Source organism: Rothia sp. P100 (assembly GCF_023712425.1).
Classification (GTDB): Bacteria; Actinomycetota; Actinomycetes; order Actinomycetales; family Micrococcaceae; genus Rothia; species Rothia endophytica.
In genome coordinates, this window is record NZ_JAMAYG010000001.1 from 1020767 (window position 1) to 1041227 (window position 20461).

19 protein-coding genes are annotated in these 20461 nt (G+C 59.4%); 5 read left to right on the forward strand and 14 right to left on the reverse strand.

Annotation, left to right across the window (positions count from 1 at the left end):
* Positions 1-12 precede the first annotated feature (12 nt).
* Positions 13-783, forward strand: coding sequence for an enoyl-CoA hydratase/isomerase family protein (locus M3668_RS04700; RefSeq protein WP_251379717.1), 771 nt, complete (start codon positions 13-15; stop codon positions 781-783).
* A gap of 125 nt (positions 784-908) precedes the next feature.
* On the opposite strand, the gene M3668_RS04705 is transcribed toward M3668_RS04700, so the two are convergent.
* From M3668_RS04705 to M3668_RS04730, 6 genes are all read right to left on the reverse strand, one after another.
* Entirely contained in the window at positions 909-1715 is an 807-nt protein-coding gene (locus M3668_RS04705) for an HpcH/HpaI aldolase family protein (protein ID WP_251379624.1), read from the reverse strand.
* Positions 1700-2485 carry a 2-oxo-hept-4-ene-1,7-dioate hydratase gene (hpaH, locus tag M3668_RS04710; RefSeq protein ID WP_251379625.1) on the reverse strand — a complete coding sequence of 262 codons (786 nt, stop codon included), beginning with the start codon at positions 2483-2485 and terminating at the stop codon, positions 1700-1702. Before hpaH ends, M3668_RS04705 begins: the two co-directional genes overlap by 16 nt.
* A 316-nt stretch (positions 2486-2801) precedes the next feature.
* The gene (hpaD, locus tag M3668_RS04715; RefSeq protein WP_251379626.1) at positions 2802-3914 is read right to left on the reverse strand and encodes a 3,4-dihydroxyphenylacetate 2,3-dioxygenase; all 1113 of its coding nucleotides are present in this window, start codon (positions 3912-3914) and stop codon (positions 2802-2804) included.
* A gap of 69 nt (positions 3915-3983) precedes the next feature.
* Positions 3984-5495, reverse strand: a complete 1512-nt coding sequence (gene hpaE, locus M3668_RS04720) for a 5-carboxymethyl-2-hydroxymuconate semialdehyde dehydrogenase (RefSeq protein WP_251379627.1) — start codon at positions 5493-5495, stop codon at positions 3984-3986.
* 44 nt (positions 5496-5539) lie between these two features.
* Positions 5540-6229 (reverse strand): GntR family transcriptional regulator, encoded by a 690-nt coding sequence (locus M3668_RS04725; RefSeq protein WP_251379628.1) that lies wholly within the window; start codon positions 6227-6229, stop codon positions 5540-5542.
* 39 nt (positions 6230-6268) lie between these two features.
* On the reverse strand, positions 6269-7786 hold the full coding sequence (locus tag M3668_RS04730) for a fumarylacetoacetate hydrolase family protein (RefSeq protein ID WP_251379629.1): 1518 nt from the start codon (positions 7784-7786) through the stop codon (positions 6269-6271).
* Positions 7787-7903: 117 nt separating this feature from the next.
* On the opposite strand from M3668_RS04730, the gene M3668_RS04735 reads away from it, so the two are divergent.
* Positions 7904-9247 (forward strand): FAD-binding oxidoreductase, encoded by a 1344-nt coding sequence (locus M3668_RS04735; protein ID WP_251379630.1) that lies wholly within the window; start codon positions 7904-7906, stop codon positions 9245-9247.
* Positions 9248-9523: 276 nt separating this feature from the next.
* Positions 9524-11407 carry an FAD-binding monooxygenase gene (locus M3668_RS04740; RefSeq protein WP_251379631.1) on the forward strand — a complete coding sequence of 628 codons (1884 nt, stop codon included), beginning with the start codon at positions 9524-9526 and terminating at the stop codon, positions 11405-11407.
* A 78-nt stretch (positions 11408-11485) separates the two neighbouring features.
* Here M3668_RS04740 and M3668_RS11115 read toward each other — a convergent pair whose 3' ends face one another.
* Both M3668_RS11115 and M3668_RS04750 read right to left on the reverse strand, forming a co-directional pair.
* Positions 11486-12391, reverse strand: a complete 906-nt coding sequence (locus M3668_RS11115) for a Rho termination factor N-terminal domain-containing protein (protein WP_251379632.1) — start codon at positions 12389-12391, stop codon at positions 11486-11488.
* Between the two features lie 145 nt (positions 12392-12536).
* Positions 12537-13112, reverse strand: a complete 576-nt coding sequence (locus M3668_RS04750) for a TetR/AcrR family transcriptional regulator (RefSeq protein ID WP_251379633.1) — start codon at positions 13110-13112, stop codon at positions 12537-12539.
* 71 nt (positions 13113-13183) lie between these two features.
* Here M3668_RS04750 and M3668_RS04755 point away from each other — a divergent pair, with 71 nt between their 5' ends.
* The gene (locus tag M3668_RS04755; protein ID WP_251379634.1) at positions 13184-13660 is read left to right on the forward strand and encodes a DUF4188 domain-containing protein; all 477 of its coding nucleotides are present in this window, start codon (positions 13184-13186) and stop codon (positions 13658-13660) included.
* 10 nt (positions 13661-13670) lie between these two features.
* Here M3668_RS04755 and M3668_RS04760 read toward each other — a convergent pair whose 3' ends face one another.
* From M3668_RS04760 to M3668_RS04790, 6 genes are all read right to left on the reverse strand, one after another.
* The gene (locus tag M3668_RS04760; RefSeq protein ID WP_251379635.1) at positions 13671-14087 is read right to left on the reverse strand and encodes a hypothetical protein; all 417 of its coding nucleotides are present in this window, start codon (positions 14085-14087) and stop codon (positions 13671-13673) included.
* 88 nt (positions 14088-14175) lie between these two features.
* Positions 14176-14757, reverse strand: coding sequence for a DUF308 domain-containing protein (locus M3668_RS04765; RefSeq protein ID WP_251379636.1), 582 nt, complete (start codon positions 14755-14757; stop codon positions 14176-14178).
* A 115-nt stretch (positions 14758-14872) separates the two neighbouring features.
* Positions 14873-16471 carry a MocR-like pyridoxine biosynthesis transcription factor PdxR gene (gene pdxR, locus M3668_RS04770; protein ID WP_285835645.1) on the reverse strand — a complete coding sequence of 533 codons (1599 nt, stop codon included), beginning with the start codon at positions 16469-16471 and terminating at the stop codon, positions 14873-14875.
* Positions 16472-16595: 124 nt separating this feature from the next.
* Positions 16596-17888, reverse strand: a complete 1293-nt coding sequence (locus M3668_RS04780; RefSeq protein WP_251379637.1) for a Y-family DNA polymerase — start codon at positions 17886-17888, stop codon at positions 16596-16598.
* On the reverse strand, positions 17878-18309 hold the full coding sequence (locus M3668_RS04785; RefSeq protein WP_251379638.1) for a LexA family protein: 432 nt from the start codon (positions 18307-18309) through the stop codon (positions 17878-17880). The genes M3668_RS04780 and M3668_RS04785 overlap by 11 nt, the downstream gene beginning before the upstream one ends.
* Before the next feature lie 353 nt (positions 18310-18662).
* Positions 18663-19139, reverse strand: a complete 477-nt coding sequence (locus tag M3668_RS04790; protein ID WP_251379639.1) for a site-specific integrase — start codon at positions 19137-19139, stop codon at positions 18663-18665.
* A 225-nt stretch (positions 19140-19364) separates the two neighbouring features.
* Here M3668_RS04790 and M3668_RS04795 point away from each other — a divergent pair, with 225 nt between their 5' ends.
* Positions 19365-20258 (forward strand): hypothetical protein, encoded by an 894-nt coding sequence (locus tag M3668_RS04795; RefSeq protein WP_251379640.1) that lies wholly within the window; start codon positions 19365-19367, stop codon positions 20256-20258.
* Positions 20259-20461: the final 203 nt, after the last annotated feature.

The window sequence follows — 20461 nt, forward strand, 5'->3', positions numbered from 1 at the left end:
ACAGCCATGAGCATGATTGAACTGACCATCACCGACAACGTTGCCGAGGTGGTGCTGAACGCCCCCGAAAAAATGAACTCTCTCAATGAGACTGCCCTCGCTGACCTTTCAGCTGCCTATGACGAGGCAGCTGAGGCAGGCGCCCGCGCCCTGCTCTTGCGCGGTGAAGGCAGGGGTTTCTGCGCCGGGCGTGACATCGCCGGGCTGGTGCCTGCTGAAGACGACGCCTACGGATACCTCTCTCATAAGGTGACTCCCCTACTGCAGAAGATGAGCGCCTTCCCTGCCCCTACCTTCGCCGCGGTGCAGGGCGCTTGCCTGGGTGTGGGGCTGGGTCTGGCGATTGCCACGGACGTAGTCTACGTGGCTGAAAACGCCAAGATTGGCTCACCCTTTGCCAACCTGGGGGCAACCCTGGACTCTGGCGGGCATGCCCTCTTTGTGGAGCGTCTGGGTGCCCACCGTGCCCTAGACCTGATTTATACCGCCGACCTAATCTCTGGTGCTGAAGCTGTTGCCGCGGGGCTCTTTAGCCGGGCGGTGCCTGCCACTGAACTGTTGGACTTTACCCGTGAGAAGGTAGCCCGCGTGGCTGCCGGCGCAACCGGTGCCTTCCTGGCGTCCAAGCAGCTGGTGGCGCAGGTGCGTGATCAGCGCGTGGGGCTCTGGGAGTCCGTTGAGGCAGAGAACCGCGCCCAAGGCGACCTCTGCAACTCAGCAGACTACGCCGAAGGTTTCGCAGCCTTCACAGAGAAGCGCAAGCCGGTCTTTAGGGGAATCTAACCCCGGCTCGCCCGCGCTCTCACTCGATGTAAGCGAAAACTTCACTGGCATGGAGTGAGAACATGCCAGTGAAGTTTTTTACACCGTAGGGACGGTGGGAGGGCAGGTACCGCGGGGTAACCGGGCTAGTAGCCCACGTCCGCCGAGCCACCTGCGGCTGAATCAATGAACTGAGCTGCCAGCTTCTTAGACTCCAGAGCCAGCAGCTGCACGTCAGCGGCCACCAGAATAAAATCAGCACCGGCAGCCAGGTAGTCTTCTGCCTGCGCCGGGTCAAAGGCGTTGAGACCCACCTTGATACCAGCTTCGTGCGCCACCGTGATGACGCTCTTAACCGCCGCCACTACGTCCGGGTGGTTCTGCTGGCCCAGCAGGCCCATGGAAGCCGCCAAATCTGAAGGCCCCACAAAGACGCCCGCCAGCCCTTTGACGGCACAAATCTCGCGGGCATTGGCCACTGCCGCGGCAGATTCAATCTGCACAAAGAGCGAAATGTACTGCTCAGCATCGGTCAGATAACCGGCGACGCCACCCCAACGGGCAGAGCGGGAGAGGGCAGAGCCCACACCGCGCACCCCCGCCGGAGGGTAGCGGGTGGCCGCAACGGCGTCCTGCGCCATCCGGGCATCGTCCACCATGGGAATCAAAATGTTCTGGGCACCGGCATCCAAAAACTGCTTGATGGTGGCAGTATCGAGCTGGGGTAGGCGCACCATAGTGTGCACCGGGTAGGCCGCCGTGACCTGCAAAAGCTGCTGGGTGGTTTCCACACTGAGAACACCGTGCTCACCATCAATCAGCAACCAGTCAAAGCCAGAACCGGCACAAATCTCAGCCGCCACATGCGAGCCTGAACAGACCCACATGCCCACCAACGGGCGTCCTAGCGTATCGAGGGTGTGGGCGAGGGGCGGGTTTAGACGAAGCGACATGTGATGGCTCCCAAATCACCGTAATCTGCGTGCACGGTATCGCCGGGGTGAACCCACATGGGCTTGGTGAAGGAGCCCGCCAGAATAATCTCGCCAGCCTTTAGACTGTCACCGTGCGCCGCCAGCTTATTCACCAACCAGACCACGCCGTTGGCGGGATGGTTGAGCACGGCAGCTGCCACGCCGGTGTCCTCGATGGTCTCGTTGCGGTAGAGCAGGGCAGAAACCCAGCGCAGGTCGACGGATGCCGGGTCAACCGGGTTACCGCCCACCACCATGGCACCCAGAGCAGCGTTGTCGCTGATGGTATCCACGATGGTACGCCCCTCCATCTCAATTCGTGAGGAGAGAATTTCAAGTGCCGGGACCACATATTCGGTTGCTCGCAGCACATCAAAAATGGTGACGTTGGGGCCTACTAAGTCCTCTTTGAGAACGAAGGCCAGTTCCACCTCAATACGAACATTGGAATACTGGCTGTGCTCAATGATCGACCCGTTCTCGTATATCTGGTCAGCAAAAATTGCACCGTAGTCAGGCTCAGTGATACCGGTAGCCTCCTGCATCACCTTGGAGGTCAGACCAATCTTGCGCCCCGCCAACCGGCGCCCCGCAGCTTCACCGCGGGCACGCCAGGTGTTTTGCACCGCGTAAGAGTCCTCCACGGTCATCTCAGGGTAGGTGGCGGTCAGCCGCGGAATCATGGTGCGGTTGGCCTCAGCCTCAGCCAGGTTATCAGCGATTTTAGTGAGTTCTTCTTCAGTGAGCATGAGGTTTCCTTCTGTTAGGACGGCGGGTGGGCGAGGGTACACAGTTCTTGAACGGTGAATGGACGCGCTTCCGTCAGCTGACCCTCTCACGTCTCGCCCTGGGGGGCTCGCCGTGATTCATGCCAGACCCAGCCAGCTGACGTACAGCGCGCGCCCATTCACCTACAGGTCCGGCAACCAGCGGGAGGGATGCGGGGATATGCTTGCAGCCGGCTGGCTCGGGGCTGGCGTGAATCACGCGTGAGCGCTAGCGAACCCGTGAGAGGGTCAGTCGGCTAGAGCATATCGCGAAGCTCCGATTTGTCTATTTCGATGTCTACAGCTGGTTGCCCAGCTTGAATTCGCCCTTCTTCCAGTCCGGCATAGACTCGTCGCCGTCTTCGGCGCGGGTGTAGGAGAAGCCGTCAGCGCCGATCGTCTGTGCCATTTCGGAGTCGTCGGTGCGTTCTACCAGGGGTACCAGGTTGCCGTCGAGGTCCAGCACGCGGGAGGCGTCGGTGTACCAGGAGGGTACGACGGGGGTGCCCCACCAGTCGCGGCGCTGGTTGTCGTGGACGTCCCAGGTGACGCGGGGGTTATCGGGGTCGCCGGTGTAGTAGTCCTGGGTGTAGATTTCGACGCGGTGGCCGTCGGGGTCGCGTAGGTAGAGGTAGAAGGCGTTGGAGACGCCGTGGCGGCCGGGGCCGCGTTCGATGGCGTCGGACATGCGCAGGGCACCGAGCTTGTCGCAGATGGCGAGGATGTTGTGCTTTTCGTGGGTTGCGAAGGCAACGTGGTGCATGCGGGGGCCGTCGCCGCCGGTCATGGCGGTGTCGTGGACGGTAGGCTTGCGGCGCATCCAGGCGGCGTAGGCGGTGCCAGCTTCGTCTTGGATGTCTTCGGTGACGCGGAAGCCGAGGTCTTCCATGTACTTGACGGCGGTGGGGACGTCGGGGGTGACCTGGTTGAAGTGGTCCAGGCGAACGAGGGCGCCGGGGGTGTGCAGGTCGTAGCGCCAGGCTAGGCGTTCTACGTGTTCGACGTCGTAGAAGAATTCGTAGGGGAAGCCGAGGGGGTCTTGGACGCGTACGGAGTCGCCCAGGCCCTTGACGAAGCCGTCCTTGTTGCGGCGTACCTGGCAGCCACGGGCGGAGTAGAACTTCTCTGCCTTGTCCAGGTCTTCGGGGGTGCGCACGCGGTAGGAGAAGGCTGCGACGGCGGCAGTCTCGCCCTTGCGCAGAATCAGGTTGTGGTGGATGAACTCTTCGATGGAGCGCAGGTAGATGGTGTTCTCGTCTTCTTCGGTGACGACCAGACCGAGCACATCAACGTAGAAGTTGCGGGAGCGTTCGAGGTCGGTGACCACGAGTTCCATGGAGGCGCAGCGCAGCACGTCCGGGGCGTCGGCGTCGGGTTCGATGACGGGGTAGTCAACAAAGGTGGGTGACATGTGGTTTCGCTTTCTGTGGGTGCCCGGTGCGGCGCTACGTTGCGGCGAACCGGGCGAGGGGGGTGTGTTTTAGTCGGCTTTGCCGAAGACAGGGTTGTGTACTTCGCCCAGGTTGATGTGCACTGCCTGCTGGTCGGTGTAGAAGTCGATGGAGCGGTAGCCGCCTTCGTGGCCCAGACCGGATGCCTTGACACCGCCGAAGGGGGTGCGCAGGTCGCGCACATTGTTGGAGTTGAGCCAGACCATGCCCGCTTCGACTGCGTGTGAGAAGTTGTGGGCGCGCTGCAGGTTGGAGGTCCAGATGTAGGCGGCCAGGCCGTACTTGGTGTTATTGGCAAGTTCCAGGGCTTCTTCATCGGTGTCGAAGGGGGTGATGGCGACGACGGGGCCGAAGATTTCTTCCTGGAAGATGCGGGCGTCGGGGGCGACGTCGGCAAAGACGGTGGGCTGCACAAAGTTGCCTTCTTCAAAGCCTTCGGGGCGGCCGCCGCCGGCGACCAGGCGGCCTTCGGTCTTGCCGATTTCGACGTAGGACATGACCTTTTCGAAGTGTTCGGGGTGAACCAGGGCGCCGACTTCGGTGGCGGGGTCTGAGGGAAGGCCAACCTTGACGCGCTTGGCCTGGGCTGCGTAGCGCTCCACAAACTCGTCATAGATGCTGCGCTGAACCAGGATGCGGGAGCCTGCGGTGCAACGTTCACCGTTGAGGGAGAAGACACCGAAGATGGTGGCGTTGATGGCGGTCTCTAGATCTGCGTCCTCAAAGACAACGGCGGGTGATTTGCCACCCAGTTCCATGGAAAGGCCCTTCAGGAAGGGGGCGGAGTTAGCGAAGATGATTTGACCGGTTTTGGATTCACCGGTGAAGGAGATCAGGGGGACGTCGGGGTGCTTGACCAGGGCGTCACCTGCGGTTTCGCCAAAGCCGTTAACCAGGTTGAAGACACCTGCGGGCAGACCTGCTTCTTCAAAGATTCCTGCCCACAGGGAGGCTGAGAGTGGGGTAAATTCTGCGGGCTTGAGCACCACGGTGTTGCCGGTGGCCAGGGCGGGTGCCAGCTTCCAGGATTCCAGCATGAAGGGGGTGTTCCAGGGGGTAATCAGACCGGCTACACCGATGGGCTTGCGATTGACGTAGTTGACCTGGCGGCCGGGCACCTTGAAGGTGTCATCAGACTGGGCGACGATCAGATCTGCGAAGAAGCGGAAGTTTTCTGCGGCGCGGCGTGCCTGGCCCTTTGCCTGGGTGATGGGCAGGCCGGAGTCGTAGGATTCCATTTCTGCTAGCTGCTGCTCGCGGGATTCTACAATGTCTGCGATCTTGGTCAGGACGCGGGCACGTTCGCAGGGTAGCATGCCGGGCCAGGGGCCGTTCTTGAAGGCGTCGTTAGCTGCTGCAACGGCTGCTTCGATGTCTTCCTTCTTGCCGCTTGCTGCGGTGATGTAGGGCTGGTTGGTGACGGGGTTGAGCACCTCAAAGGTATCGCCGTCAATGGAGTCAACGAACGTACCGTTGATGTAGTGCTGAATTTTCTCAGGTAGACCTGTTGGCTGGCCGGTTTCGTTGGTGTAGTCGCTCACGGGTAACTCCTTTGTTCAAGTGGGCTGGGGGTAAGTTGTGGGGTTTAGGGGTGGTTGGGGTGTGCTGCAAGATAGCTAGCGAGGGTGGCGGACCGGTGTTCTCGCACTGCGGCTTCCACCTGGGCTGAGGTTGCTCGGTTCTCGATGAGGTCCAGGATGCGCTGGTGTTCGGCTACCGATTCCGCCGCTCTGCCGGGCACAAAAGAGAAGGTTGATTCTCGCAGGTGCCCCAGCTTTTCCCATTCCGCGTTGACCAGTTCGATCAGGCGTTCGTTGGGGCAGCGGCAGGTCAGCACGTTGTGAAAGCGGTGGTTGAGTTCAGTGAAGGTTTTGGGGTCAAAGTCCTCTAGGGTAACGCGCAGCTGATCATTGAGATCCTGTGCCTGGGCTAGGTCTTCCTCGCTGATACTGCTCAGCGCCATGGCGGTAGCAGCACCTTCTAGGATGCCGAGCGCCTCCATACTCTCCACGTAGCGGGCCTCGTCAATCATGGCGACGCGTGCGCCCACGTTGCGTTCAAAATTGGCAAGCCCCTCAGCTTCTAGCTGCCGGATGGCCTCACGCACGGGCACCACCGACATGTCCAGTTCTGCTGCCAGGGTTGAGAGCACTAGACGGTGGCCGGGGGCATAATCCCCTGAGACGATGCGTTCGCGCACCCAGGTGTAGGCGATTTGGGCTTTAGACAAACTCTCTCCGCCGGGGGCGGAGGGTGAGGCTACTGCGGTGCTCATGAGCTTCCTTGTGGTTGAGGAGGGTAAGGGTGGGGTGGGTTAGAGGTCAGCGGGTGGGTTGTCAGCCAGCCAGGTAGTGAATTTTTCCTTCCAGATGCCGGTGGGTGGGAAGAGCCCGTCCACAGGGTTGCCTTCTGCCACACGCTCGGCGACCCAGGCGTCCTCGTGTTCCTTGGCGTAGGCGGCCTCGGCAACTTCAAGTGCCAGGTGCGGGGGGATCACGATAACGCCATCATCATCGCCCACAATAATGTCACCGGGGAGCACGGTGGCGTTGCCGCAGGCGACTGCCACATCATATTCCCAGGGCACGTGCTTGCGGCCCAGGACGGCGGGGTGGGCACCCTGCGTGAAGACGGGTAGGCCGATTTCCTTGACCGCCGCGTAGTCGCGTACACCGCCGTCGGTCACCACGCCGGCAGCGCCGCGGCCCTTGGCGCGTAGGGCAAGGATGTCACCCAGTGTGCCCGAGCCGCTTTCACCGCGGGCTTCAATCACAATCACTTCGCCTTCGCCCACTGCGTCAAAGCAGCGCTTCTGGGCGTTGTAGCCGCCGCCGTGGTGTGTGAAGAGGTCTTCACGGTTGGGCACGAAGCGTAGGGTTTTGGCGGTGCCGACCATAATAGTGCCGGGGGTCTGAGGGTAGACGCCCTCAATGACCACGTTATTCAGACCGCGAGCGCGTAGCTGAGCTGAGAGCCCTGCGGTGGGCACTGCGGTGAGCAGGCGGCGCAGGCGGTCGGTGAGCACGGGTTCTTCTTCTGCGACCGGGGGCAGGCCAGCAGCTTCGCGGGATCCCCAAGCTTCTTCGGTCTGCTTTTCGTCGGTGGCGGGCAGGGTGCCCAGGGCGGGGTCGAAGTCGCCGGGGCCTTCGATGACGTGGGTCATCAGGCGGCCGGAGGTGGGTGCACCCGGTGCTACGGGGGCGTCCACTTCAACTTCTACGGTGTCACCGGGGGCGATGACGGATGAGCCTGCCGGGGTTCCAGTGAGGATGACGTCGCCGGTTTCCAGGGTCATGTGCTGGGAGAGGTCAGCGACGAACTGAGAGAGGGGGAAAATCATGTTCGCCGGTTCGGTGACGTCTTCTTGCACTAGTTGCCCGTTGACCCAGGTGCGTACGCGTAGCTGGTCTTCGGTGATGGTGCGGGCGTCGATGAGGCCGGGGCCCAGGGGGGTGTAGCCGTCGCGCCCCTTGGAGCGTACGTTGGAGCCTTTATCTGCCGGGCGGTAGTCATAGATACCCAGGTCGTTGGAGGCGGTGACGGCGGCGACGTGATCCCAGGCTGTGTCTGCGCTGACGCGGCGGGCGGGCTTGCCAATAACCAGGGCGATTTCACCTTCGAAGGCCAGCAGTTCGGTGCCTGCCGGGCGTTCAACAGTGGCACCGGAACCCGCCAGGGAGCTGGTGGGCTTCAGGAAATAGGAAGGTTGGGAGGGGCGGCGCCCGCGCTGGGCTGCACGTGATTCGTAGGCAACGTGAACCGCAATGATTTTGCCGGGGGTAACCGGGACGACAGCGGCGTCTTTGCCGGTTGCCTTGGGTGCTTCAGTCATGAAGGCTCCTCATTAAGCTCTTGAATCTGATTCCAAATCGTATATCATTTTCTTACACTAGCAAAGTAACTCACATCACAGCAATAGAGCGCACGGAAAAATCTTGAGAAGGCACCCATGACCAGTGATATCACCACCCTCATCAAACACCTTAGGTGCCCAGCACTGACCAGCGATGATGATATAGCCCCCTATCTGACAGACGCCTCCCAAGCGGCGTCCGGGCGCCCGCTGGCGGTTTTTCTCCCTCGCACCACCGCCGATACATCTGCAATCCTGCACCTTGCAAGCGCCCACCAGCTACCAGTTTCGGTGCGAGGGGCAGGCACCGGTCTAGCGGGCGGGGCAGCAGCCTACGATGGTGGGCTAGTCATCAGCACCGAAGCCATGACCGAGCTGAGCATCGACGCCGCCGGGCGGCTTGCCGACGTCCAGCCTGGCGTCCTGACCGCCACCCTAGATGCCGCCGCCCAGGCACAAGGGCTCTTCTTTGCCCCGGACCCCGCCAGCGCCACCACCTCAACCGTGGGCGGCAACATCGCCACCAACGCCGGTGGGCTGCGCTGCCTGGCGCACGGGGTGACCGCGGATTCGGTAGCAGCCCTTGAGGTGGTACTAGCCAGCGGGGAGGTCATTCAGACAGGTGCGCGGACCATCAAGAACGTTGCCGGGCTCAACCTGACCCCACTTTTTGTGGGGTCTGAGGGCACTCTGGGCGTCATCACCCGCGCAACCGTACGCCTCAAACCCCTCCCAGAGGGCACCCCCTACACCTTTGCCGCCTCCTACGACTCCCTAGAGGACGCCGGCACAGCGGTGCTGGCTCTCACCAAGAGTGGGCTGAATTTAGAGAGCCTGGAGTTGATCGACCACACCATCGTGCAACTCATTAATAAGCACCACGGGGCGGGGCTCACCGCACCGGGTGCCGGACTGTTGATGGGTCTCTGCACCGGAACCAGTGCTCAGACAGACGCCGCACAGGCAGCAAGCATATGCGCCGAACAGGGAGCTAGTTTCACCGAGACAGCAGAAGGTCTCTCCCTCATGGAAGCCCGCAGGCTGGTCTTTAGCTCCATCTACCCCGAAGGTTTCACGGTATTGGGGGACGCTGGCGTCCCGGTGCCTCAACTACCGCACTTCATACGGCGCATTCAGGAGATTTCCGAAGCTACCAGCAGACCCGTGCTCATTACCGCCCACGCCGGGGATGGTAATCTACACCCCAGTGTCTACGCGGGCGCCCAGGGTGAGGAAACCGAGTCCGCCGAGGCGGTTCTGGCACAGATTTCTGCTGTAGCCCTGGAACTGGGTGGCACGGTGACTGGCGAGCACGGCATAGGTTCAGCAAAACTGCACGCCCTGGAAGAGCAACTAACCCCGGCAACCCTTGCCGCCGGACGCGCTATCAAAGCAGCCCTAGACCCGGCGGGTATTCTGACCCCGGGGCGAGGCATCTAAGGAACGCCCATCTCACCAGAGTGACCAGAGGTTGTACCACGGTGACCAGATTTCTCATCTGGCCAGAAAACATGCGGCTCGATGAGAAAAAATCCGGTCACCTCTTGCTCGGCATGGGGGCTGTACCCCCTGCCGTACTGGTGCACGCTGTAGGATGCAAAAACAAATGCGATCGACTCTTGTCACGATTTTGGACATCGTATATGATTCAAATCAAGTGTTACCCATCACATACCTGCCGGGTGCAGTGTCGCACCCCGCCCTTCTAGGAGCACCATGCATTTTCATCACAACGGCTACGTCTCCCGCGATCCACGCATCCAAGACGCCGCCGGTTACGGCATTGACCGTTCCACCGAACTCCCCGAAACCATGGACGTTCTCATCGTCGGCTCAGGGCCCGCCGGCATGATCGCTGCAGCCCAACTCTCGCAATTTCCCGAGATTAACACTCGCATCATCGAGCGCCGCAACGGCCGCTTAGAACTAGGCCAGGCAGACGGCATCCAGGCTCGCTCCGTTGAAACTTTCCAGGCTTTCCGCTTCGCCGAAGAAATCATCCGCGAGGCCTACCACATCACCGAAATGAGCTTCTGGAAGCCGGACCCCACCCATCCCGAGAACATCGTGCGCACTGCCCGGCCCATCGACGACCCGCACGACATCAGCGAATTCCCCCACCTCATTGTCAACCAGGCGCGCATACTGGATTACTTTGCCGACTTCGCCCTGCGCTCCCCCGGCCGCATCACCCCCGACTACGGCATCGAATTCATCACTCTCACCGTTAAACAGGGTGAGGAGTACCCCGTCAAGGTCACCCTGCGCCACACCGCCGGTGAACGCGAAGGTGAAGAGCGCACCGTGCGCGCCAAGTACGTCATTGGGTGCGACGGCGCCCGCTCCGGCGTCCGCAAAGCCATTGGCCGCACTCTTGCCGGGGACGCCTCCAACCACGCTTGGGGTGTTATGGACGTTGTTGCCAACACCGACTTCCCCGACTGGCGCATGAAGTGTGCAATTAGCTCCAAGAACGGCTCTATTCTGCACATCCCCCGCGAGGGCGGCCACCTGGCCCGTATCTACGTTGACCTGGGGGAAGTTCCCTTGAACGACAACCACGCGGTGCGCAACACCCCCATCGAAGAAATCATCAACCGCGCTAACGCCATCTACCATCCCTACAGTATTGACGTGAAAGACGTTGCCTGGCACTCAGTCTACGAAGTTGGCCACCGCCTCACCGACCACTTTGACGATGTAGACACCGAGGAGCGCGGCACCCGCACTCCCCGCGTCTTTATTACCGGGGACGCCTGCCATACCCACTCCGCTAAGGCAGGTCAGGGTATGAACGTCTCCATGCAGGACGGCTTCAATATCTCTTGGAAACTAGGGCATGTGCTCAGCGGACGCGCCCCCGAAACCCTGCTGGACACCTACTCCGGAGAGCGCCAGGAAATCGCCAAGAACCTCATTGACTTCGATAAAGAGTGGTCAACCCTCATGGCAACCCCGGCAGAGGAACTACCCAGCCCCGAATACCTGGAGGAGTTCTACGTCAAAACTGCCGAGTTCCCTGCTGGCTTCATGACCGAGTACAAGCCTTCGATGATTACCGGAGGCACCGAGCACCAGAGCCTGGCAACTGGCTACACCGTGGGCAAACGCTTCCGTGCCGCCCGCGTCAATCGCCGCGAGAACGCCTACCCCCGCTTCTTGGGCCACGACGCTGCCGCCGATGGCCGCTACCGCCTCTACGTTTTTGCCGATGCCGCCCACCCCGCGTCCGACGAGTCAAAGGTGAAGGCGCTGAGCGACTTCCTGACTCAGGACGCCCGCTCTCCCTTCATCAAGCACCGGCCAGACGGTTCCGGTTTTGATACCCGCATCGAGCCCCTGGTCACCTACCAGCATCTGCACACCGAGTTCGAAACCACCGACGCCCCGGCAGCTTTCCGCCCGCTGGTGGGTAGCCGCCAGGTGGAATACTGGGAGAACATCTACTGCACCCTGCCCGGCGAGGATATCTTTGAACAGCGCGGTATCAGCCGCGAAGGTGCCGTAGTGATTGTGCGCCCCGACCAGTATGTCGGCGCTGTACTGCCCCTCACCGATTGTGAAGGTATCGCGGACTACTTCGATAGGGTCTTTATCTAAGCACCCCAGCCTCCCCTAAAGAGCCGGGGCCCGCAGATCACTGCGAGCCCCGGCTCCTTTCATCGTTAGGCAATGGTGCTAGGCGGTTGCCTCTTCGATAGCATCAAAAAGTTGCTGCTTGGTCATTCTTGACCTGCCCGGGATGTCCAGCTCTTTAGCCTCTTCGTAGAGTTCTTGACGGGTAAAAACCTCAATGGGGCGACGCTGAGCGGGGGCCTCGGCGCCCGAGGGGGCGCCGGGGTGCTCAACTTCTTCCAGGTCAGCGACTTCCTCAGCAAACTCCCGGTCGAACTCTGCAAGCGCTAGCTCATCCAGCGGTTCGACGGGATCTTCAGCATCCACCAGGTCTTCCATTTCATCTAGGTCTACCTCTGGTTCAACCTCTACATCTGCGGAGCTGTACATGTTCTCATCGGGGATATCCTCACCCAGAAGGGTCTCAATATCCAGAGAGTTAGTGGCGGCCTTCAGGGGCCCTTGGTTCTCACGCTGAATCTTCTTTTTCTTCTTCTTAGCTTTCTTAGCCTTTTTAGAGGGTTTAGGCTCTAGCTGCTGTTCGGCAGCTTTTTCAGCGCCTTTTCTGCCGCTTTTCTTGCCAGGCTTCTGGTCCGTTAGCTGCGCGGCACCCTTAGCGTTTTTAGTATCCTGGTCAGATTTCTTCTCGCCCTTAAGCTTTTCGGCTTTCTTATCAGACTTCTTTGCAGCGCCCTTCTCGGGGCTCTTGTCAGACTTCTTGGCATTCTCTTCAGCAGCAGACTTGCCCCATATGCCGTCGGTCTTCTGGTAGCCCTTCTTTTTCAGGGCCTCCTTGCCCGCTTTCTTGGCTTTCTTTTCATCCCCGTGCTGGGCGAGGTGCTTTTTAGTTGCCTGGGCAAAGATTTCTTGCACCTTGCCAGAGGAACGCCGAACGCTCTTGGGGGTCTTTACCAGAGTCTTCTGGGCGTTCTCTTTCTTAGCCTGGGGTTTCTTGTCCTTCTTGCTCACGGGGTGCTCCTTTGCGGTGGATGCGCAACCTTGCGCGGTTTCCTTATCTCCACTCTAATCCTCCCTGAAGCACACCCCAACTTATGACGCGCACCGCTTCGCCCACCTCAAGGTTTGGGGGATCAGCAATCCGCATCTGCAGGCGCTAGGCGCTCACCAACCCCCGCACCATGCCCTCAAGGATGACTTCAAAGCTCTCTTCACTTTGCCCCCCAACCATCACACAGCCACCTGCAATTTCGAGAGTCGTTGCCCCGTGGACTGCCGACCAGAAAGCCCAGACGGCCTGCCAGGGGTCCTCTATTTTTAACCTACCCTGAGCATGAATGCGGTGAACCGCATCCGCCAAGGGGGCTATCGGCTCCCGGTCAATCTCCTGGGGGCCAAAGTAGCCTCCAAACATCACACTGTAGAGAGCTGGGTTTTCAAGAGACCACCGGCGGTAAGCGCGCCCTAGATTCTTGAGGTCTACCAGAACATTCTCGGTACAACCTACCGCTCGCTGTTCGCGCACAAATGAGCCTCGGGCCTCGCGAGAGACTGCTTCAATCAAGTCTTCTCGGTTTCCAATCAGTGAGTAGATAACTGTCGTAGAAACTCCCACCTTGCGAGCAACCGTCCTTAAAGAAAGGTGGCTCAAGCCTTCATCGGCAATAATTTGCGCTGCTGCCACGACGATTTTTTGGTGGTACTCAGCTCCATACATAGTTGGTCTTGACACCCCATAAGAGTATCACTAGGCTATTTAATAACAGTGTTATTTAAACACTGATGAAGCACAAGGAGAATATCGTGCAAGGTCTTAATCTCGGACGTTTTACCTCATCAGCATCGCAAGATGTCACTGTCTTCATGCTAGGCGTGCGCATTAACTCACCTCTGCGGCCGGATGCTTACGTCCCTGTCATGAGGGCTTATCAGAAGATGGTGAAATACCTAGAGCAACACCCTGAAACCGGTTTCCTTGGTCAGGAGCTCTGGGTGAAACGCACCATCCTAGCGGTACAGTACTGGGAAAGCCCCGAAGCCTTGCAGGATTTCGCTTCACTCACAGAAGCACCCCACGTCCAGGCCTGGCGAAACTTCACCCAGAAAGCCAACCATCATGTAGGCCTATGGCATGAAACCTATCAGGTTTCTGCGCCAGCTCGCGAAAGCATTTACCTCAATATGCCTAACTTTGGCCTCGGTAAAGCTCTAGGAGTTGAGCCTATCGGCAAAGAAACTTCAACAGCTAAGCGCCGCATGTCCCGGTGGAACAACAGCTAAACGCAGGTTCCTACTGGCCGGGTTTGGACACGCCCTGTTGGGCGTCCTTGGCGGCGTTCGCTTCATCAATTTTGCGGGCCAGACGCTCTTTTTCTTCGGCCTCACGACGTTTGGTTTCAGCTTCGCGGCGGGCGCGCGCCTCGGCGTAGAGCTTAGCGGAGGACCGGTTCACACCGGTGCCCTCACCCAGTGAGGGATCATTGGGCTTCTCCACCAAAATGAGAGTGGCGCACATGACCAGAGTAACCACAAAAACTGCGCCGGCAACCGTGAGAGCCAGCACCAGCTGAGGTGCGTTATCGGTGCCGCCGGTCGCAAAAATGAAGGTGCACAAAAAAGCCACTATCGCCAGAACAAAGGCGATGATAAGGGGCCCGCGCACCTGGGCTTTGAAACCGCGCTCTTCTGAGCCAGGCTTTTGAGTCACGTCTAATTCCTCCTGAAAATGTGCTCAGACCAGTCTACGGGGTCAAACTGTTTTTTGCCTGACCGCGGGGACAAGTTGCAGAGGTAACCTAGACACCTTTACCTGCGGAGCGCAGGGTAAGAGCACCAATCATGACAAAGACACCGGCAATAAGTGCACCAGCACCGGCGGTGCCCATAATGGCCTTGTCCCCGATTTCTGACACTACCGGCAGAGCGGCGGCAAATATGGTGATGATGGCACCTTCAAGTTGCCAGTCACGGGCTGCCGGGTTGTGTCCTTTGGTGCGCATACCCGCCAGCATTTTCAACACGCCGGTGAGGCCCAGAGCCACACACACCACCAGAGTCAGCCAGAACTCCCCACGCGGCAGCAGAAGCACCAGCACACCGGCACCTGCCTGAATGCCTGCGATGGAGGTGAAGACCTGACTATTCTGGTCATCCCCCTCACGCAAGAGGGCGCGGGAGGTAAAGAAGGACGCCGCGCCGTAAGCCAGCAGGTAGGCAGTAAGCATCACGGTGATAACGGTGAGGGTGGGTTCCTGCCAGAAGACCGTTACCAGCCCAAAGATGAGAAAAACCAGAGCGTGGGTGGCGGTGGGAGCTGCCAGAGCAGCAGCTAAGCGGCGGTCTGGTACGGGGGTGGGGGCATCAGTTTCGTGAGTCACCGTTCCAGTGTAGCGAACCCGGGTGGCCTCTCACGTTCGGGCGGTGTGAGGCATATAGTGAGTGCACTCTAAGGGCGCGCCAGTGGTGCTAAGGGTATCAACTTTTACAGGGGCATCAGAGGACGCGGCGCAAGCGCTGTAGCCCTTCTGCCAGTTTCCGGTCATTCATTCCACCAAAACCTATGACAACCCCTTTCAGGGGTAACGGAGCGGTGGTAAGCTCATCACCTTTCGACTCGCTTACCTCTGAGACCTCCACCCCGGCAGGGGCCGACCAGTAGGAGCCCAAGGGCGCAACCAGCACCCCTGCACCTTCAGCCCGCTCCACTAGATCAGCCTCCCCATCAGCAGTGGAGTGTAGTTGTAAGACCGCGTGCAGACCGCCGTCCATGGGCAGAATGTCTGCCCCGGGCAGGTCGCCTAGCTGTTCAACCACCAGGGCTCGGCGAGCGCGGTAGACCTTGCGCATGCGGGCGATATGGCGGCGCACCCCACCGACTGCTAGCAGATCAGCAGCGGCGTCCTGAACCAGGGCTGGTACCGGGTTACCCAGGTCAGCGCGGAGGTGGAGTAGGTCATCGCGCAGATGTCTGGGCATCACTAAAAATCCTAGGTTAAGGCCCGGGGTGAGCACTTTGGCGAAGGAGCCCAGCGTGATAACACGGTCCCCACCACCTGCGGGGTGGGTGTGGTGAGCGGGTCGGTCCATGGCGGCCAAGGCGGGTAGGGGGTCGCCGGTGTAGCGCAGTTCGGAGTCGTAGTCATCCTCCACGATAAGCACCTGGTGAGTGCGGGCCCATTCCAGCAGTTCGAGGCGGCGCGCAGCGGGCATAGAGGCCCCGAGGGGGTACTGGTGGCTGGGGGCCACGAGAACGATGTCCGGTAGCTGGACGCCAGTCGGTAGATATTGCGGGTCAAGCCCCTGCTCGTCCACGGGAATGGGGATAACGGTGTGACCGAAGGCCTGTGGAATGCGGTGCAGGGAGGGGTAGCCAGGGTTTTCCACCGCGATGCGCAAGGGGCGGTTGCGCACACGGCGGCGTAAGAGGGTGAGTAAGAGGCGGAAGCCTTCGCGGGCACCGGCAGTGACTAGCACGTCGTCAGGTGAGCGCAGAACTGAGCGGGTGAGGCGCAGATGCTCGGTAATGTGGGTGCGCAGTTGGGTGGATCCTGCTGCTGGGTAGCCATCAGCGGGGTTGGCGGCCGCACGACGCCAGGCGGCACGCCACTCGGTGGTCGCAAGAAGGGTGGTGTCAGGAGCGCCAGGCAAGAGGCTAATGACGCCGTGCCGAAGAGGCGCGGGGTGCTCTTCGGGGGTTACGGCAGATTGACCGGGTGCGGTAGCTGGCATACCGGCGGTTACAGCGGTCGCAACAGATGCGTTTTTACCCGATTCAGGGTCAAGAACCGAATTTCTCTGGCCGGAGTTGTGTGGGCTTAGGCGCCGGTGCCGCAGGTGAGCGTCCACCCTGGTGCCCCCGTGACCGGCTTGCAGGTAGCCCTCACCGATGAGCTGCTCATAAGCGAAAACCACCGTGCCGCGGGAGACACCCAGTTGGCGGGCTAAATCTCGACTTGAGGGCAGCAGGTCACCAGCTTTGAGCACTCCCGTCTCGATGAGCGGGCGTATTTGCTCCACGATTTGAGCGGGTAAGGACGCCCCGGCACCCTTCTGCACGATTAAAGGCAGCTCCTGCCCCCTGGATGTCGGCATAAACCGCCCTCCTTGCCCATCACCGTCCACGCCATGGGCGGTCTATTGTTTTCACCTAAAATCTAAGTTCTATTAGACCAGCATGTGCTGTAGCTACACGCAGGTGGCGCGCCCGCGCCGAGAATTACTTGATGACAGCGACCGGGAGTTCTGCCCAGTGGGTCGTGCCGCGTCGGGAAAGCATCTCGCGTTTCATTTCCCAGGCAGGTGATTGGGCCAGCCCCCCGTACCCAACTCCCAGAGAGCGCGGGCCACACTTTTCTTTGATGCTGTGCACCAAACCAGCGATATCACGGGTTTCGTGGCTGAGGGCAAAGGGGTCTAGCAGAGCAGTAGCGCCAGCCGGCGTCAGGTCACTGACCACCACCCCTGCCTTTGCGTACCTCACCGCCCCAAAGGTGGCGCGCTCCAGCAGTTGGGCGCAGGCCTGAGTGAGAATAATAGGGTCAGCGGTAGGCGCAGGCAGTTTCACCTGCACGTCAGCGCGTACAAAACCTCCTGCGGCGTAGCGGGAGGTCGAACAAAAAGCGCTGACTAACCCAGCAACCTGCCCGCTCTTGGCCAGACGTCCAGAGGCACGCTGGGCATAGATACTCAGAACCTGGCGCATAGTGTCTTCGCTGGTTACCGGGTCAGAAAAAGAGCGGGAATACATCATCTGATCTTTAAAAACCCGCTCAGGTTCAAGCTCAATCGCTCTTACCCCGCGCAGTTCAAGCACCGTGCGCATGAGCACCACCGAAAACCTCTTGCGAATCAGCCCCAGCGAGGCCTCTTTCAGGTCTTTGACACTGAGAATTCCCATACCCGCTAGTTTTTGAGCACCCCTGCTCCCCACACCCCATATTTCTCCTGCAGGGAGGGTGCTCAACAAGGCATCCACCCGCTGGGGCGGCAGGGCGTCCCACACGCAGACACCCCTGAGAGCCGGTATTTTCTTGGCTGTTCTATTGGCCAGCTTAGCTAACGTCTTGGACGCCGCCACCCCCACACAAACCGGCACGCCAACTCTGCGCGCCAAATCCTCCTTGATCCGACGGGCCAGGGCCCGTGCTTGGGGCAGGCTGGCGGTGATGGTGAGAAAGGCTTCGTCGATGCTGTACTGCTCAAATTCCTGGGCGTAGCTCTCCAGCAGCAGCATGACTCGGTGGCTGATGTCCCCATAAAGCTCGTAGTTCGATGACCGTACTACTACCCCCAGCTCTTTTGCTTTCTCTTGCACGGTGAACCAGGGTTGGCCCATGATGAAGCCCAGATCCTTCGCGGCGGCGTCCAGCGAAATAATGCACCCGTCATTATTAGAAAGGACGAGCACCGGGCGGTTACCGATGGAGGGGTCCAGCAGCTTTTCGCAGGAGGTGTAGCAGGAGTTGATGTCCACGTGAAAGATGAGGGTTCTTGGGGTATCAGCGCACATGGTGGATGCTCCTGGTCACCACCCCGAAGATCGTGAAGTCTGAGAGGGCTTCTATGCGCAGTGCGGGGTACTGAGGGTTTTCGGGGGTGAGCCAACCCTGACCCTGCCGGTCGATGATGAAGCGTTTAACGGTGAATTCACCGTCCAGGCTGGCGACCACGACGTCCCCGGGCACAGGGGTGATGGAGCGATCCACCACAATTTCATCACCGTCCGCTATGCCTGCATCCACCATGGACGAGCCAGTAACGCGGAAGATATAGGTGGAAGTTTTATCCCTAATGAGAAGTTCATTGAGGTCAATGCTGGTGGCCTGGTAGTCCTGCGCCGGCGAGGGGAAGCCGGCGGGTATCAGCGTGGGCGGCAGAGGCAGATGCAGCGGCTGCAGTGCGCGAATCTTAGATATAAGGACTGCTTTCATACCCACATACTAGTACACATATTCTATATTTATTAGTATGTGTATTCTATTTATTGAGCCGCACAGGGTGCCGCGGCACCACCAGCACACGAGGGCAGGCCAAGTAACTCCAGAGGGCACAGGAAACCGCAGGCAACAAAAAAACCCGCTTCCTTCAAAAGGAAACGGGTTTTTCTTCTCTGTGCGCAAGGGGGGACTTGAACCCCAACGATGCAAGGTACTCGCTGATACATTCGCGTACTTTATACTGCGTATTTGCAGGGTTTTTCACGTTCTACCACCTGAGAAAATACACCTAAATACGTCTTTGTTCTTTATCGGCAGTACATAAATTAGTACACATAGTACATAAGTTAGGCATGCATAGCGCCCAAACGGCTCACCGTGTCTTGCTGCATTGACGGCAGAACATGAGAGTAAACATCAAAGGTGATGCTGATTGTCTTATGCCCTAAACGCTCCTGCACCACTTTCGCCGGTAGACCTACTTGCAGTAAGTGAGTGGCATGGGTGTGCCTGAGATTGTGAAAGGGAATGACGGGTAGCCCTGAGAGTTGAGGGTACTTATCTCCCGCTGCCGCCTGACCGCGCCGCGTTACCTGCTCAAAACGCTGGCTCACAGTATCACCCCACCGCATATGATTATCAGCTCCCACACCAAAGACAAGAGCTTTAGGCTTGATGAACTCAAACGATACGGCACCCCGCGCCGCCTTGTATTCTTTGAGCGCTTGAATATCACCGGACAGAATATCAACCACCCTAGTTTTACCGTTCTTTGGTAGTCCCACAGAACCGTTAGCGCCTTTCTCTTCATCAACTGAGCGCATGACGGCAATACGCCCCCGCGGGCAAATGAATATCACGCCACTGTAGCGCACCCACCACAACCCACTGACACTACAAGAACCACGACCCGCATGAGCCACCCTAAAACCGCGCTCGCTAGCGCATCAAAAAGAAGAGACAGTCACTAGACTTTACGACGGGCGTTACAATTCTTCATATTCCACAATCAGCACACCGCAACCGATCACACCGCCTAGGGGTAGCGCATGATTAACCCCATGGGCTTTCTATCTAAAGTCTTTGGCACCTCCCAGCCATCGGCAACACCCGCACCACAGGCACCGACTCCCACCACCACCCCGCGTATACCACCCACCAAAGTCACCGGTACTACCACCTACACCAAAGACGGCGCGCACCATATCGCCACCCTCTACGATCTCAAAGATAACGGCTACCTTGAAACCACCGGCCAGATCATCAAAGACACCGCTAACCCAGTAGACCCGCACGCCGTAGCAGTAACCGTCATGGGTGAAATCATCGGGTACCTCCCGGCATACCTCGCCCACTCGCTACCTCTACCCGATACCGGCGCGCAACCGGTAGAAGTGCAAATGTTCACCGCCCACACCGCTAAAGGTCTACGCGTTGAATGCTGGGTGCGTAACTCAGCGAGCGCCGGGGAATGGGAATACACCACCCAGCAACGCCCACCCATGAGCGCGCAACAACAGCGCCTAGATCGCCAAAACCGCGCCATGCTGCACCCAGAAACACAAGCACCGCGCACGACCGAGCAACGCGCTACGCCCGGCGCGGGGTATACCGACAGCGGACTGCATTATCTGGAGCTAGTAGAACCTATTAATCAGCTCAAAAGAGATGGAAACTTAGAAGCTGCCTTAGATATGGCACTGGCAGCAGTGCACGCGGCCGAAGAAGATAAAACCTACCTGGGGGCTAACGGCGGTTTTGTAAACCCGCCACCGGCTTACACCCGGCAAGCTGCAATAATCCTACGAAAGCTCAAACACACAGAAGAAGAAATAGCCTTACTCCAGCGTTACATCAACTACTGCAGCCCGGAATTTTTGCAACGCAACAAAGCATCACGCGAGCTAGTGCAGCGCCTAGAAAAGCTCACCACGAGCAAGTAATACCCCAGCAACACCTGCCCCTTAGCTACCGGCTCTCTCTTTCTGCCTATGCGCTCGCGGTGGGCTGTGAACTGTTAGGGGTGGGAGATGTGACGAGCGCGGGTGTGTTGTTTTGACAGTTTTTCCACGTGCGGGGAATTGGCTAGGGGTGCACTTGCTTACAAAGCTAGGGTGATCCGGCTACCTCCACAATTAGGAGGGAG

Excerpts from the sequence above, each read along its gene's own strand:
- hpaD (WP_251379626.1), bottom strand. The coding sequence starts at position 3,914 with ATGTCACCCACCTTTGTTGACTACCCCGTCATCGAACCCGACGCCGAC.
- M3668_RS04700 (WP_251379717.1), top strand. The coding sequence starts at position 13 with ATGATTGAACTGACCATCACCGACAACGTTGCCGAGGTGGTGCTGAAC.
- pdxR (WP_285835645.1), bottom strand. The coding sequence starts at position 16,471 with ATGCCGACATCCAGGGGGCAGGAGCTGCCTTTAATCGTGCAGAAGGGT.
- M3668_RS04735 (WP_251379630.1), top strand. The coding sequence starts at position 7,904 with ATGACCAGTGATATCACCACCCTCATCAAACACCTTAGGTGCCCAGCA.
- M3668_RS04705 (WP_251379624.1), bottom strand. The coding sequence starts at position 1,715 with ATGTCGCTTCGTCTAAACCCGCCCCTCGCCCACACCCTCGATACGCTA.
- M3668_RS04790 (WP_251379639.1), bottom strand. The coding sequence starts at position 19,139 with ATGCGCTCAGTTGATGAAGAGAAAGGCGCTAACGGTTCTGTGGGACTA.
- M3668_RS04730 (WP_251379629.1), bottom strand. The coding sequence starts at position 7,786 with ATGACTGAAGCACCCAAGGCAACCGGCAAAGACGCCGCTGTCGTCCCG.
- M3668_RS04795 (WP_251379640.1), top strand. The coding sequence starts at position 19,365 with ATGATTAACCCCATGGGCTTTCTATCTAAAGTCTTTGGCACCTCCCAG.
- M3668_RS04785 (WP_251379638.1), bottom strand. The coding sequence starts at position 18,309 with ATGAAAGCAGTCCTTATATCTAAGATTCGCGCACTGCAGCCGCTGCAT.
- hpaH (WP_251379625.1), bottom strand. The coding sequence starts at position 2,485 with ATGCTCACTGAAGAAGAACTCACTAAAATCGCTGATAACCTGGCTGAG.
- M3668_RS04740 (WP_251379631.1), top strand. The coding sequence starts at position 9,524 with ATGCATTTTCATCACAACGGCTACGTCTCCCGCGATCCACGCATCCAA.
- M3668_RS04780 (WP_251379637.1), bottom strand. The coding sequence starts at position 17,888 with ATGTGCGCTGATACCCCAAGAACCCTCATCTTTCACGTGGACATCAAC.
- M3668_RS04725 (WP_251379628.1), bottom strand. The coding sequence starts at position 6,229 with ATGAGCACCGCAGTAGCCTCACCCTCCGCCCCCGGCGGAGAGAGTTTG.